This is a genomic window from Fuerstiella sp. (assembly GCA_022447225.1).
Taxonomy (GTDB): domain Bacteria; phylum Planctomycetota; class Planctomycetia; order Planctomycetales; family Planctomycetaceae; genus S139-18.
Map to the genome: position 1 here is coordinate 132,692 of JAKVAZ010000013.1, position 13,997 is coordinate 146,688.

The 13,997-nt window shown below is 53.8% G+C and carries 9 protein-coding genes; 2 read left to right on the plus strand and 7 right to left on the minus strand.

Going from position 1 to position 13,997, the window contains the following annotated elements; translation table 11 throughout:
- Positions 1-7: 7 nt before the first annotated feature.
- From xerD to MK110_15655, 4 genes are all read right to left on the minus strand, one after another.
- Positions 8-853, minus strand: a complete 846-nt coding sequence (gene xerD, locus MK110_15640) for a site-specific tyrosine recombinase XerD (protein ID MCH2212736.1) — start codon at positions 851-853, stop codon at positions 8-10.
- 484 nt (positions 854-1,337) lie between these two features.
- On the minus strand, positions 1,338-2,138 hold the full coding sequence (locus MK110_15645; protein ID MCH2212737.1) for a ferritin-like domain-containing protein: 801 nt from the start codon (positions 2,136-2,138) through the stop codon (positions 1,338-1,340).
- A gap of 54 nt (positions 2,139-2,192) precedes the next feature.
- Positions 2,193-4,043: an ABC transporter ATP-binding protein/permease gene (locus tag MK110_15650; protein ID MCH2212738.1), complete on the minus strand. Its 1,851-nt coding sequence runs from the start codon at positions 4,041-4,043 to the stop codon at positions 2,193-2,195.
- A gap of 273 nt (positions 4,044-4,316) precedes the next feature.
- The gene (locus tag MK110_15655; protein ID MCH2212739.1) at positions 4,317-5,294 is read right to left on the minus strand and encodes an ABC transporter permease; all 978 of its coding nucleotides are present in this window, start codon (positions 5,292-5,294) and stop codon (positions 4,317-4,319) included.
- 321 nt (positions 5,295-5,615) lie between these two features.
- Here MK110_15655 and MK110_15660 point away from each other — a divergent pair, with 321 nt between their 5' ends.
- Positions 5,616-7,712 (plus strand): ATP-dependent helicase, encoded by a 2,097-nt coding sequence (locus MK110_15660; protein MCH2212740.1) that lies wholly within the window; start codon positions 5,616-5,618, stop codon positions 7,710-7,712.
- 7 nt (positions 7,713-7,719) lie between these two features.
- Here the strand turns inward: MK110_15660 and ftsY are convergent, their stop codons facing one another.
- Complete coding sequence (ftsY, locus tag MK110_15665; GenBank protein MCH2212741.1) at positions 7,720-8,661, minus strand: signal recognition particle-docking protein FtsY; 942 nt, start codon at positions 8,659-8,661, stop codon at positions 7,720-7,722.
- A 371-nt stretch (positions 8,662-9,032) separates the two neighbouring features.
- Here ftsY and MK110_15670 point away from each other — a divergent pair, with 371 nt between their 5' ends.
- Positions 9,033-9,362: a rhodanese gene (locus MK110_15670; GenBank protein MCH2212742.1), complete on the plus strand. Its 330-nt coding sequence runs from the start codon at positions 9,033-9,035 to the stop codon at positions 9,360-9,362.
- Positions 9,363-9,844: 482 nt separating this feature from the next.
- Here MK110_15670 and MK110_15675 read toward each other — a convergent pair whose 3' ends face one another.
- A complete protein-coding gene (locus MK110_15675; GenBank protein MCH2212743.1) occupies positions 9,845-11,263 on the minus strand; it encodes a DUF1501 domain-containing protein in 1,419 nt (472 codons plus the stop codon).
- Positions 11,253-13,664, minus strand: a complete 2,412-nt coding sequence (locus tag MK110_15680; GenBank protein ID MCH2212744.1) for a PSD1 and planctomycete cytochrome C domain-containing protein — start codon at positions 13,662-13,664, stop codon at positions 11,253-11,255. The genes MK110_15675 and MK110_15680 overlap by 11 nt, the downstream gene beginning before the upstream one ends.
- Positions 13,665-13,997: the final 333 nt, after the last annotated feature.

Here is a 13,997-nt window from a genome sequence, read left to right on the forward strand (position 1 = left end):
GCTTATTTCAACCGCGCGGATGGCACTGGCTGTGCACTGTTTTCAGTCTTGAGTGATCGACCTGAGTGTAAATCTGAGTTGTACGAATACTGGCATGCCCCAGCATTTCCTGCAATGCCCGGATGTCGGCTCCACGTGCCAGCAGGTGCGTTGCAAAACTGTGACGCAGAGTGTGTGGGCTAACATCGGTTCCGCAACCGGCGCGCGCTGCATACCGACGAATTAACTCCCACACCGCTTCGCGCCGGAGTCGTCTGCCGCTTCGGGAAACGAACAGATATTCTCTGTCATCAGAGGCGTTTCCCACCATCAGTGGCCGCTCCAGATTCAGATACCGATTGATCGCATTCACTGCGACCGGATTCATCGACACCATCCGCTGTTTGTTGCCTTTACCTGTACAACGTGCGTAGCGTTCTGTCAGGTTCACGTCTGACAGTCTGAGATCAACGACTTCCGATACTCGACATCCGGTTGCATACATTACAGCGAGAACTGCCCGATCACGGCGGGCGTATCGATCGATTGAGCCCTGCGGAGCCGCCAGCAGGTCTTCGACCATTTCAGGACTCAAAACTTTGGGAAGACGCTGCCAAAGTTTGGGTGACGAAACCAGGTCGACCACGCTTTCAGCGACGACATTTTCCAGCATCAGGTAACGAAAGAACATTCTGACCGCGACCAGGTTCCGACCAATACTGGTTGCTGCCAGGCCCTGTTGCGTCAGATGATCAAGAAAGGCGGTCATGGTGGGAATGTCGACTTCGTGAACCGATTTGCGCTGATTCTGCTCATTCCAGTTCAGAAACTTTGTGAGATCACGTCGGTAGGCCAGCACCGTGTTAGGTGACATCCCGCATTCCGATTCCAGATACGCAATGAATCCCGATTCCCAAGCAGAGGGATTCTGAAGGCTCATCCGGGAAAACCGAATCTGTCCGGGTGGTTTTTTTCTGCGGGGCATGGTCGTGTGCGGCAGGTCTGACAGCTGTGACTGAACGAAGTGGTTTGCTGCGCAATAAGAATCGCCGTCACCGTTCAGAGGGGGTTGAACGATGACGGCGAATAAAAACCGTTTATGAAACGGTATTCGGACTGAGGTTTTGGCGAGTTGCTGTCTCGCTACGTCATTATCGTCGGAGTCAGTCGGTGATACCGCGGATTTCCAGAGGAGTACCGGTTGTTCCGGTTAGAGTGAGCAAATCGACAGTGTTTCACGGACAGCGGTGCTGTGCATTGACCTGAAAGATTTTTCACTGAACACGACTTAGGATCATGTTGATACCGAAATCAGGACGGCGCGACGAGTGAAACCCTTTCTGGACAGTTAATTCGTATCAATCGCTGCTTTCTGCTTCTTCCCATTCTCGTAATCGACTGATGAATTCTTCTGTCATTCCGGCTGCACGACGGGGCTCTTCCAGAAACAGTTTGCCGCGTGCTTTTGACGGGCGCAGGGGCCATGTGAGGTTCTGTTCCCAGACCGTAAAGTCATCCATTCCTGGTGGTTTGAGTCTTCGCAGCCATTTCAGTCCAAATTCCACATGACGGATTTCGTCGCGGTGAATGGAACGCATAATTCCGGCGCTGCGGCGATCACCGGCATCCAGAAAGTACTCTTCGAATTCGGCCGTGTGATCCAGGTTGCCACCCTCAAATACCAGTGGGAGACCGCAGACGTATTCCAGCACACTTGCATATCCGACTGCTCTGGTCCAGATGTAGCCGTTCACCGGCAGTTCACCGAACCGGATACCCAGTTCTGCTGCACGTTGCACGTGTAGTCGGGTATGCCGTTGTTCATCCAGCATGATTTCACCCACACCCCGGCGAAATCCAACCGGGGCCTGAGGGAAAGCCAGAATCACCATTGCCATGACTTCCAAAGCCTGCAGTTCGTGGTTCGCCATGATGTGATGTGCAATCGCGCGCTTGCGGGGATCTTTCAGAGCAGCAGCCTTTGGCATTTTTGGCGCTGTTCTTTGTGCGGCAAACTGCAGTTGCTCCGGACGGGCAGGACGAATCACTCGTTCTGCTTCATGTTCTAATCCGTCAGAAAACGTCTCACCCGGAACGGCCAGTTTCCTGTCGAGCTGTTCGGATGACAGGACACATCTTGCAAAGTCACTGAGCTCCACGGGCCGGTCTTTCCTGGTGAAACAAAATGCGTCCCGGAAAACATCAGGAAGAACTTATTCGCCGGATCGGAATACATTAAAACGAATGTATTCCCAGTGACGGTACAATTCAGAGCTGATTACCAGTTCATCGTGAGGGCCGTCCGCAACCACTCGACCATCATTCAGCAGGACCACCCGGTCACATTTTTTGACGGTGGACAGCCGAAAGGGCAGAAAGACGACTGTTCGATCCTGACAGATTCGATCAAAAGTATCATCGAGAAGTGCCTTGGTTTCGCTGTCCAGCGAAACATGAGGTTCTTCGATAAACAGCAATGCGGGTTTGCGAACGATGGCACGTGCGATGGCCAGACGAAACGCCTGTCCGGCATCGAGCGGGACACCGTAATCACCGACCTGAGTTTCGTAGCCCTTCGGCAGCTGTCGTGTGAATTTTTCCGCGTGAGCAATTTTTCCGGCTTCCATCGCCTGTTGCCTCGAAATGTCAGCCTGTCCGCATGTGATATTTTCCAGCACGGTGGCGTTGAACAGATTGTTCATCCCCGAGACGATCATCGACTCGGCTCGCAGCGATTCCAGCGTCGCCTGTCGGATGTTTCTGCCGTCAAGAAGTACCTGTCCGCTTTGTGGATCGTTCAATCGGGGAACCAGACTCACGAGCGCACTGGTTTCTTCATAGCACAGGGAAATCAAAGCCACTCGCTGGCCGACATCGATTTTTAGGTCCAGTTGATTCAGCAGGTTCGGGTGGTCGGGTGTGTCAACGCAGATTTGATCGAACTGCAGGTTGCGCGACAGAGGCTCCTGGAACCGTGCGCGTACGACCTGACTCACGTCCGGTACAGACCGAATGTATTCATTGATTTCTTCGGCGGCGACACTGCCTCGGAGCTCGTAGTCCTGAGAAAGCTGCAATGCACGCAGTGTTTGATAAAGCAGCACCAGGCTGATTCCAATGATCGTAATGCCTGACAGGCCGATCTGATCGTCTGTCAGCAGATGTCGTAACAGAATCCAGCTAGGAGCGCCGGCGGCGAAAATCAGAATGGCTCGATTTACCCAGACACCCCGACGCAGTTCACGACTCACCTGTCCACGGTGTCGATCGAAGGCATTCAGGTTCTCTTCAAATTGCTCATGTTCAAAAGACTCCATGCCATAGCCCGCAACGATTCGTGATTTTTCCAGACCGTTAGCCAGGCGATTCAGACTGCGGTCCACCTGTTCGCTCAGCAGGTCGGAAGTGTTCGACAGACGTTTTTCCTCCATCATCATCAGAAACCAGCCTGCGACGACCGGAATCATACATTCCATGCCTGCATAAAAGTGCACAAGACAACAGGTCACAGGTAAAGCAACCAGATCAGCCATGCCTCCGATTGTCAGTCGAGTCCACTGATGGACTGAGGTCTGAACCTGATCGGCTGACTCCCGGAACAAACGTCGACTCGTATCGATACGTTCTCCGTGAAGGTCTCCTGCATTCAGTCGCAGAGACTGCCGATGCAGATGTTGCCGCAATCTGCGAACGCGTACAGACGCATATGCGGACGACTGACCCGAGACCGCTGCCTGCAGCAGCCACCGAAGTCCTACGAATATCAGTCCGGCAACCGTAAGAACGGGCAGGGGCGAACGATTCTCACGCAGCAGGGGAATCTGATCGACAAGTTGCCGTAATATCCGCTCTGGAAATGTGTCGTCCTGCAGTACTGATTGCAGAGCCATTTCACCCTGGCCGGCAATTCGTACCTGAATCAGTCCGGTAATCGCCCCAGCGCAAAGAATGAAACCCACCAGACAAACTGACGCCGCAACGGCGCAGACTGTTGCTCCGAGCAGGGCCGGACGGAACAACTGCCGAGTCGATACGATCCGACTGAACAGATTTGCTTCAGACACGGAACACGCCTTTTTTGCAGACAGGAATCCGGAAACGGCCCTACTACAACAACCTACCCGTGCATTGGTACCGGAACAACGGTAGTGGCGGCAAGCCTGCTGAATTCTGCCCGTCCGGCAAACATCCGGGAAATTACGCTGACCTAAGTGCTAATATACTAACAGTAAACGCGACATCCGGTGAGGCGAACCTGAAGATCGTATAGAAAGGGAGGAATCCGTTGTTAAGTGATTCCACTGCAACCGCTCTTGGACCGGGTAGTGATCTGAAGTCTATGCCAGGTCTCTGTCTTCGAACAAAATGAACGCAAACAGAATTGTTGCGGTTGCGTAGGCAATACAGTAAAGCAGGGCGGTGCCAGGATAGGCAGGCAGCACCTGTGTTTCTGTCGCAATTGCTGCTGACACATTGAATGCATCCAGAGAGGGCACAGCGGTTGCGATCAAACGAGCGACGAATGTCACTGCTTCGTTTTGAATGACACGCTCACTTTGAGAGACCATCATGGGAGTCAGATTGCCGATGACGAAGATGGCGAAACAGACAACCAGGTTGACGACCATTGGCAGTCGGGTGGCAACCGCCACGCTGACGGCGCCCAGAACGGCGATCTCGAAGAACACCAGAACCACTCCGGGAATCACCTGGTTCACCACCGCCATTCGTTCCGGATGAGGCATGGGCAGGTTGAGCCCCAGGACCATCGTATTTTCAAACAATGGTGAAACAGTCTCTGACATTTCACGCTGATCGTGTCCGACTTTGTAGAAGATCAGAACCCCAAAGATGATGGCGAGCGGAACCAGCAGCCACAATGTCCCCTGTAGAATTCCAATGTACTTGCCCAGAATGAACTGTCGCCGGTTGATGGGCTTCGACAGCAGAGTCATGGCCGTTTTGCCTTCGATTTCATTCGTAATCGATGTGCCCGCCGTCCAGACAGCCAGCAGAACGCCGGCAATCAGCAGGGTCGCCAGACCACACTCCTTCAGCATCTTCACATCAGCTTCGAGTGTGAAGAACGGGATAAACGTGTTCACCAGCAGGACAAATCCTGAAATCACCAGCAGCAGGAAAAACAGCGGTTGGCGCACTGCCTCTTTGGTTGTGGCACGGGCAATAATGCCGGCCCGGGTCCAGTAGCCAAACCCAATCAGGGCGAACAGAAACCCGAGGGCCACCAGCCATGCGGGGCCCCAGTTCACGTCAGTGACAGCAGTTGACTGAGCCAGGACCGGAAATGCATTCATTGGAAATTCAGCGATGCGGGATCATGATGGTATTGGACGCTCCCGCGCAGAGTGAAGTCAGCAACCAGGCCGGAACTGCGGGGTAATATGTTTACGACGCGACGAGCACCTGCGTTGGAGCGAATTTTCGGGACTCGGGATCAAAGATAAATGTGTCGTAACACCTTTAAAAAAAACATGTTAGGTCATGCCTCCGGTTAGGATGCCAGGTCGATTTCAGCTGATAATGCGGTCTGGGCGACGTTGGTTGGATCGGACGACGAGACATGACAGAATGGTGTTTCATACCCAGGAAGACTTTAGCGGACGTAATTAGAATTCATGTCGCAGCCGGACCCGGAAGTTCCCGAATTACTGCGACACCTGAATTTACAGCAGTATAAAGCTGTGGTTCACGGTGAATCTCCATTGCTGATCATCGCCGGTGCCGGCACCGGTAAAACCACAACCCTGGCTCATCGAGTCGCCTGGCAGATCATGTCGGGTGTTGATCCGGCCCGGATTCTGCTACTGACGTTTACCCGTCGAGCCGCCACGGAAATGCTTCGCAGAGTCGAAAGTATTCTGCTGATGCTGAATGCTGAGGCCGGGACAAATCCAAACATCACCAAACGCAGGTATGTTCGTCAGATTCAGGGTGGAACGTTTCATGCGGTTGCCACTCAACTGCTGCGGCGATTTGGTCACCTGATTGGCCTGCATCCGGATTTTACTATCCTTGATCGCAGTGATTCCGAAGATCTGATGAATCTGGCCAGATCGGAAGTGAAGCTGCCGGGAAGCGGCAGCAGGTTCCCGTTGAAGGGCACCTGCCTTGACATCTACAGCCGCTGCGTGAATACGCAGCAAACCCTGGATGTGATTCTCCGGAAACACTTTCCCTGGTGTTGCGAACACGAAGAGCTTTTGGGGCGATTGTTTACGTTGTTTGCTGAACGCAAGGAACAGCAGCGTGTCCTGGATTTTGACGATCTGCTGCTGTTCTGGAACGCGCTGGCCGCATCGACCGGTGGCAGCGAGATACTCAGCAGTAAGTTCGATCGCATCCTTGTGGACGAATATCAGGACACCAATGTGCTGCAGGCCGGCATCCTGAAACAAATGTCACCAAACGGACACGGAGTGACGGCTGTTGGTGACGATGCACAGTCGATTTACTCCTTTCGGGCGGCAACCGTCCGCAACATTCTGGATTTCCCGGATGATTTTCCTGAGACCTCTGTGATGCCCCTCGAACAGAATTATCGCAGCACACAACGAATTCTGGACTGCACCAATCTTGTGATCGCTGAGGCCGGCGAGCGGCATCACAAGGAGCTTTGGTCAGATCGTGGTGATGGAGCTGTCCCTGTACTGGCGACATGTGCTGACGAAGACGCTCAGAGTGAATTTTTGATTGATCGGATTCTCGAACAAAGAGAACAGGGAACAGCGCTCAGGAGCCAGGCGGTCCTGTTTCGGGCGTCTCATCACAGTATGTCACTCGAAGCTGAACTAAGCCGGCGGAATATTCCATTCAAAAAACATGGCGGGCTGCGATTTCTTGAAACCGCGCATGTCAAAGATGTCATGTCGTTCCTTCGACTGGCAGAGAATCCATTCGACGCAATCGCCGGGTTTCGAATTCTGGTTCTGCTGCCGGGCATCGGACAGGTCAAAGCGGGCACTCTTGTTAATCTGTTGAGAGAAACCGGAGGTCGGTTTGATGCCTGGCTGGACTGGAAACCACCGTCGGCACTGAAAAACGACTGGCGGACATTCGTTGAATTGCTGCTGAGCATTGCCGAACGTTCTGACTCGTCTGACGTCGGTCCGGCAACTGATCTCCATCAGATTCGGTCCTTCTACAGTCCGCTGGTGACAGCCCGCTACGACAACGCGAAGGCTCGGATCAATGACATCAGACAATTGGAAGTCATCGCAGCCCGATATAAAACTCGCAGGGAGTTTCTGTCAGAAATGACGCTGGATCCTCCGGCGTCCACACAGGAACCTGCTGCAGATTCGTGGCAGGATGAGGACTATTTGATATTGAGCACCATCCATTCAGCAAAAGGGCTCGAATGGGATTCGGTGTATGTGATTCATGCGGCAGACGGCAACATTCCTTCGGATATGGCAACCGATTCACCGGAAGAAATCGAAGAAGAGCGACGTTTGTTCTATGTGGCAATGACGCGAGCAAAAAATAATCTGACCGTCTGCCGTCCCGAACGTTATTATTTCCATCATCGGCGTCGCAGCGATCTGGGTTCCCTGTCCCGAATCACTCGGTTCCTTCCGGCCAGAATTCAGGAGGCGTTCCAACTGATATCGTTTGGTGTACTGTCTGAAACAGACTTGGAAAATCCCGACAGACTGATCTCCGCAGACACTTCTGAGATTCGTCGGAATATCTCAAAACTGTGGTCAACGTAGTTCCGTATTATGCGGCGAACAGAGCTTCCACGAATCCGTCGGGGTCGAAGAGTTCCAGGTCATCAATCTGTTCGCCAACGCCAATGTACTTGACCGGAATGCCCATGTCCTGACGAATGGCGACAGTAACCCCGCCGCGGGCTGTTCCGTCCAGTTTGGCCAGAACAAGTCCGGTACATTCCACTGCTTCTGAAAAACTTCGAGCCTGACTGAGTCCGTTTTGTCCGGTGGTTGCGTCCAGTACCAGGAGACTCTCATGGGGAGCGTCCGGGATGACCTTCTGGATGACTCGACGGATCTTGTGGAGTTCGTCCATCAGATTCTTCTGAGTCTGCAGGCGACCGGCCGTATCCACGATGAGGTAGTCCGCCTGGGTTTCGACGGCCTTTGTGGCTCCTTCCCAGGCGACAGCCGCCGGATCGGCCCCGCGTTCTTTGCGGACGATCTCGCATCCCAGCCTTTCGCTCCACATGGCCAGCTGTTCCACAGCAGCTGCCCGAAAGGTATCCCCCGCCGCCAGCACGACCCGGTGTCCCTGTTTTTGCAGCAGGTTCGAGATTTTGGCGATTGATGTTGTCTTGCCGGCGCCATTCACACCCGCCACCAGAATGACTGTCGGACCCGACTCTGCCTGTGTGAGTGGCGAAAGCGGATTGTCCAGATCCCATTTGACGGTGCTGTCTCCCTTAAGCAGATCGACGAGTTCTCCGCGAACCGTGGCCCACACAGCGTCGACATCCACCGTTCGGCCGCCATGATCTTCACGCAGCCGAGACACAATTCTGTCGGTCGCCCGAACGCCCATATCGGTTCGAATCAGTCGTGCTTCAAAGTCCTGAAGCAGTTGATCGTCCAGAATGTCGCCGGCACGAAACAGATCGCGTACGTCGGTCCGCAGAATATCTTTGGTTTTTTTTAATCCGGTCCTGAGTCGGTCAAACAGTCCCATCGTTCTCTCTCTTTTTCCGCATCCTGATGCTGACGGTTCAGCACTCGAGTTCGCTTATACCTCGATTCCGGTTTTCCAACAATCCGCAGGACCGGCAGAACACCGTCATCTTTCTCACGGTCCTGCCTGTCAGTGCTGAAATCGCTCCAACGTGGATAGAACAGGCCACCTTCAGTCCTCTGATGACCGTCTGGTCACTGCCGACTTAAATACGGGGATGGTGACCGAGTCGGCGGTGGTCTTCTGATTCTGCAGTTCCCTGTACAGATCGATTCGATTGTGTGCTGAAGGATTGATACGATTTGTGACTTGAAATGAGTTTCCGGGATTCCGTTGAGTTTTTCTGGTGTGACACCGTTCGGATCGTGATCATGTCATCGATTGAAATTGACTGCCAAAGCGTCAAAGCCAGACTCGATTCGTCCGACAGTTTCCTGCTGCTGGACTGTCGTGAACAAAGTGAGTGGGACCATGTTCATATTCAGGGGGCCATTTTGCTCCCCATGAGCGAAATACAGGACCGGGTTGATGAGCTGGAACACCACCGTAACTGTGATGTGGTTGTACATTGTCATCATGGTGGTCGAAGTCTGCAGGTGGCTCGGTGGCTGCTTCGACAGGGATTCAGCAGTGTGTTCAATATGACCGGCGGAATCGACGTCTGGGCTCAGGAAATTGATAACAGTCTGCCTCGTTATTGAATGAGCAGCATGCCTGTCGGCTGCAGGTGCCTGTACCTCGTTTCCCCCGCAGACCACTGGACTTTTTTCTGATGCCGTTATCTGTGAATGTGCTTCATGGACAGTGCCAGGGGCCCAGGTGTTCCATCAGGCCGCAATGGCTGTCAGTCTGCAGCGATGATAACGCCGAATCAAAAAAACAGACAAAAGGTCATGCCGGACCGCGTTACAACAGACTCGAAAAGTAAATACAGGAACGGAACAGAACTCATGCAAATGTTAAGGAAAGTCGGAATTTCGTCGCTGGCCCCGGTGTGACATGACACGGAACCGTATTGCCGGTGACATTGTTCCGAACTGGTGAGACGTGGTAAGTGGCAGCTGTCGTTCGCAGTGGCACGGGGATAGCTGATTCAGATCATAACCGACGTGTTCACGGCTGTTCAGCGACTGTATTTGGTGTGAATGTTCTGATGCTGCCGCGAGCTGGTTTTTACAGCGAATCACACGGCAGCGATCTGCTCGTAGGCCTGCCCCTCGTTTTCATCAATGCGTTCGGGACGACCTTTGTGCAGATAGATCAGTTCCCGATGGTCGATACCCATCAAATGCAGAATCGTTGCATGCAGGTCGTGGACGTGCAGCCGATCTTCGACGGCATGCAGTCCGACATCGTCGGTCGTACCGTAGGCGTAACCGGACCGGACTCCTCCGCCCGACATCCACATGGTGAATCCGGTTGCATTGTGATCACGACCATCCCCCTTCTCACTCATCGGAGTCCGCCCAAACTCGCCACCCCAGAATACCAGTGTTTCATCCAGCAGCCCGCGCTGCTTCAGATCCGTCAGCAGGCCTGCCACCGGCAGATCCATCTGCCCGCACATCTTTGAATGGTTCTGTTCGATTTTGGTATGAGCGTCCCATTTATTGCCCGCACCGTGATAGCACTGGACGAATCGAACTCCGCGTTCAACCAGCCGTCGAGCCAGCAGGCAGTTGCGACCACAGGCCGCTGTGGTTTCGCGGTCCAGACCATAAAGTTGTCGAGTGGCGGCCGTTTCCTGTGACAGATCAACAGCTTCGGGAGCATGCGACTGCATCTGATAGGCGAGTTCATAGCTTCGAATGCGGGCTTCCAGATCGCTGTTGTCCGGACGGGATCTGGCATGCCTGCGGTTGAGCCGGCGAAGGAAATCGAGTTTCACACGCTGTTGTGAATCACTGATATGATCGGGCGACACCAGGTTGGCAAAAGGCGGGCCTTCCACCTGCAATGCTGTTCCCTGGTAGACCGCCGGCATGAATCCTCCACTCCAGTTGCGCGGCCCGTTGGTGATGGTGGCGGGTGTGTCCTGCATGACCACAAAGGCGGGCAGGTTTTCGTTGGTGCTGCCCAGCCCGTATGTCACCCAGCTGCCCAGCGACGGGCGTCCGGCAAACTGGCTGCCGGTATTCATCTGACACACACCGCCCGAATGATTGATTCCGTTTGTCCAGCAGGAACGAATGACGGCCAGATCATCCGCATGGTTTGCCGTATGGGGCAGCCAGTCGGAGACCCACAGACCACTTTCCCCGTGTTGTTTCCACGAACGCTGAGACGGCAACACCGGAGAATCGAATTCTCCCATGGGCGTAATAACTCGTTCAAAGCTGTCGGGAATTCGCTGTCCGGCCAGTCGCTGCAGCGCCGGTTTGGGATCAAATGTGTCTATGTGGCTGGGACCACCTTCCATGAACAAAAAGATCACACTTTTTGCCTGTGCCGCACGGGGCGCCAGTTTTGCCGTCAGGGGAGACGGCATCGATGCTGCCGTCGTATCACTGTTTATAAGACCGGCCAGCGCGAGCGCGCCAAATCCGTTCCCGCTGTTGAGCAGCATGTCACGCCGGAGAAGTCTGTCGGATTCAATCGACATAAATCAGTTCGCTGGAATTAAACAGTGTATGCAGGAACGCCACCTGAGGTTCAGCTGCCGGCGTCTCCGGATTGTTGGATCCATACGCTTTCATAAAACGTCGTGCCGACGTGATTTCGACATCCTCCGGATTACGAAAGTACAGCCGGCGATATGCCTTTTGTATAAATTGGGAGTCAGACACAGCATTCAGGGTTTCAGCCATCGCAGTGGCCCGATCGTGCACCCAGGGACTGTTCATCAGCAGAAGTGCCTGAGGCGGCGTGGTTGTTCGGTGCCGCTGACCGATACTGCGAATTCGATCAGGAAAATCAAACGTGGCCAGGAGCGGGTCGTGTTTGTTTCTCATCACGGGGCGGTAGACGGCTCGCCTGACTGTTTCCAGTTCGCCGCTGGCATAAAGGATCGTATCCACAATTTCTTCGCTCGACAGTCGCCGACAATCCATTCGCCACAGCAGTCTGTTGTCAGGATCGAGTGTTGCCCGCCGGTCACCCGGTGTCCATTGAGACGTCTGACGCCAGGTGGATGATGTCAGAATACGATGGTGCAGTTTTCTGAGACTCCAGCCATCTTCTACAAATCGGCTGGCCAGCCAGTCCAGGAGCTGCGGATGAGAAGGGAGGGTCCCGAGATGTCCAAAATCACTGCTGGTGTTCACCAGGCCGTGACCAAAGTGTTGTTGCCAGATTCGGTTTACGATCACTCGTGCGGTCAGTGGATTGGCTGGATCCGTAATCCATCCTGCCAGAGTCGATCGACGGCCGGTTGACTGCAGGCCTGTGGGAACAGCATTGATTTCTGCCGGGCCGTCGTTGAATACAGATAGAAATCCGGGCGCAATCGGTGTTTGATTCGGATCGTCCGGGATATAGGTTGGCGGAGCAACCGATCCAACATCACTGACCACGAAACTGAGCGTTGGCAGCGCGGTCGGTTTTATGGAATCGAACTTTGACAGCTGTTGGCGCAATTTCCGGCGTTTTGCTTCGGTGGCTTTGTCCAGCTGTTCGGCCAGCTTGCCGGGATGCAGCTTCATCTGACGCAGCGCCAACGAGGCAATCTGGTGTTCATAGGGAGACCGATAGGCCGGGCGGCTAAGCATCATTGCTTTGAGCCGTGGTACGAATTTGTCAAAAGGTTCCCCTGTGGCGTTCTGCAGGAGAACAGGTGTTTCGATGTTATGGATCTGCCGTCTGACAGTGTCGGTTGCTTCCAGCCATTTGCTTTGTTGATCGTGAAACTGAGTTCGGTCTGCAATATTTGCTACCGGCATGACTTCTGTGGGCTGAATGGCCTCAAAGAATGCCCGTATGCGGAAGTAATCCTGCTGAGTGATCGGATCAAATTTGTGATCATGACACCTGGCGCATTTGATTCCCTGCGCCAGAAACACATCCGCTGTGGTTTCGGTGATATCGTCCAGAATTTCGCGCCACTGGCGTTCGACGTCCGGCTGGTTTTGTTCATAAATCCCGTGACGCAGAAACATGGTGGCGATGATGGCATCCCGATTACCCGGATCCGTTTCGTCACCGGCCAGCTGTTCGACTACGAACCGGTCATAGGGCTTATCGGCGTTAAAAGAACGAATGACGTAGTCGCGGTAGAGTTTTGCGAATGGTCGTGGACCGTCGGATCGGTAACCGTCGGAATCAGCGTATCGCACGAGGTCAAGCCAGAAACGTGCCTGGTTTTCCCCGTAGGTCGGACTGTCCAGCAGCTGGTTGACCAGCATTTCGTAATCATCATCGCCGTCGACATAACGCACTGCTGACTGATCCGGTGGAAGACCGGTAACAGCAAAGTGAACACGACGGGCCAGTACGGACGGTGCGGCCTCGTTTGATGGTTCAACATCGTTCGCGCTCATTCGGTCAAAAATAAACTGATCAACCTCGTTGCGGCACCATCCGTTATCGACCACGTCGGGTACCGGCGGATCCTCAATCGGCTGATAACACCACCAGTTGCGGTCAGCGGCTGTCGACTTGCTGACGGGCTGAAGTTTCATGCCGTTCGGCCATTGCGCGCCGGCATCGATCCATGTTCTGATACCTCGCACCAGTCGTTCTTCCAGAGGTCCGTCCGGAGGCATTTCCAGTGATTCGTATCTCAATGCCTGAAGCAACAAACTTTGTTCCGGCTGACCCGGAATGACGGCCGGTCCGGAATCGCCACCGGTCAGTATCGATTCCGCTGAATCCAGTTGCAGGCCGTTTTCGTGTCTGGTTGGACCATGGCATTTGATGCAGTACTTCACCAGGACGGGGCGAACATGTGTTTCAAACAAATCCCGATCCGCCGGCAGGATGTCTTCCGCGCAGACCATCATCACATTTGATGCAAGCAGGAGTAACGCTGCAACGCTGATGCCTGGACGGCACATCAAAGCGTTCACGGGATTCTCCGGAGGAATAAATCAGTTCGGATCGCCATGTGACTGCCTGGATCAGACCTTTGTTCATTTGATCCGAACCGCACAGTATTATTACAGCGTTGGCATCAGGAATATTCGAGTAAGAATGGCACACAGAAGCCTCGCTTTTTCAAACAACCGGACTTTTCTGCCGATGTTGCAGCGTTTGTGGAATTGTGCCTGTGACTGCAGTCGGTCCCGCATGTCGACAGGCTGTATTCCGGAAAACCGGCAGTCACTGTGTCAATGAATGGTGCTGCTGTTTGACGTTAATTCTGCGTCTGGGAGCCAGACGCTTTTGCTTTTGTCAAACCC

Coding starts and splice junctions, on each gene's coding strand:
- xerD (MCH2212736.1), bottom strand. CDS start 853: ATGTCACCTAACACGGTGCTGGCCTACCGACGTGATCTCACAAAGTTT.
- MK110_15655 (MCH2212739.1), bottom strand. CDS start 5,294: ATGAATGCATTTCCGGTCCTGGCTCAGTCAACTGCTGTCACTGACGTG.
- MK110_15660 (MCH2212740.1), top strand. CDS start 5,616: ATGTCGCAGCCGGACCCGGAAGTTCCCGAATTACTGCGACACCTGAAT.
- ftsY (MCH2212741.1), bottom strand. CDS start 8,661: ATGGGACTGTTTGACCGACTCAGGACCGGATTAAAAAAAACCAAAGAT.
- MK110_15670 (MCH2212742.1), top strand. CDS start 9,033: ATGTCATCGATTGAAATTGACTGCCAAAGCGTCAAAGCCAGACTCGAT.
- MK110_15675 (MCH2212743.1), bottom strand. CDS start 11,263: ATGTCGATTGAATCCGACAGACTTCTCCGGCGTGACATGCTGCTCAAC.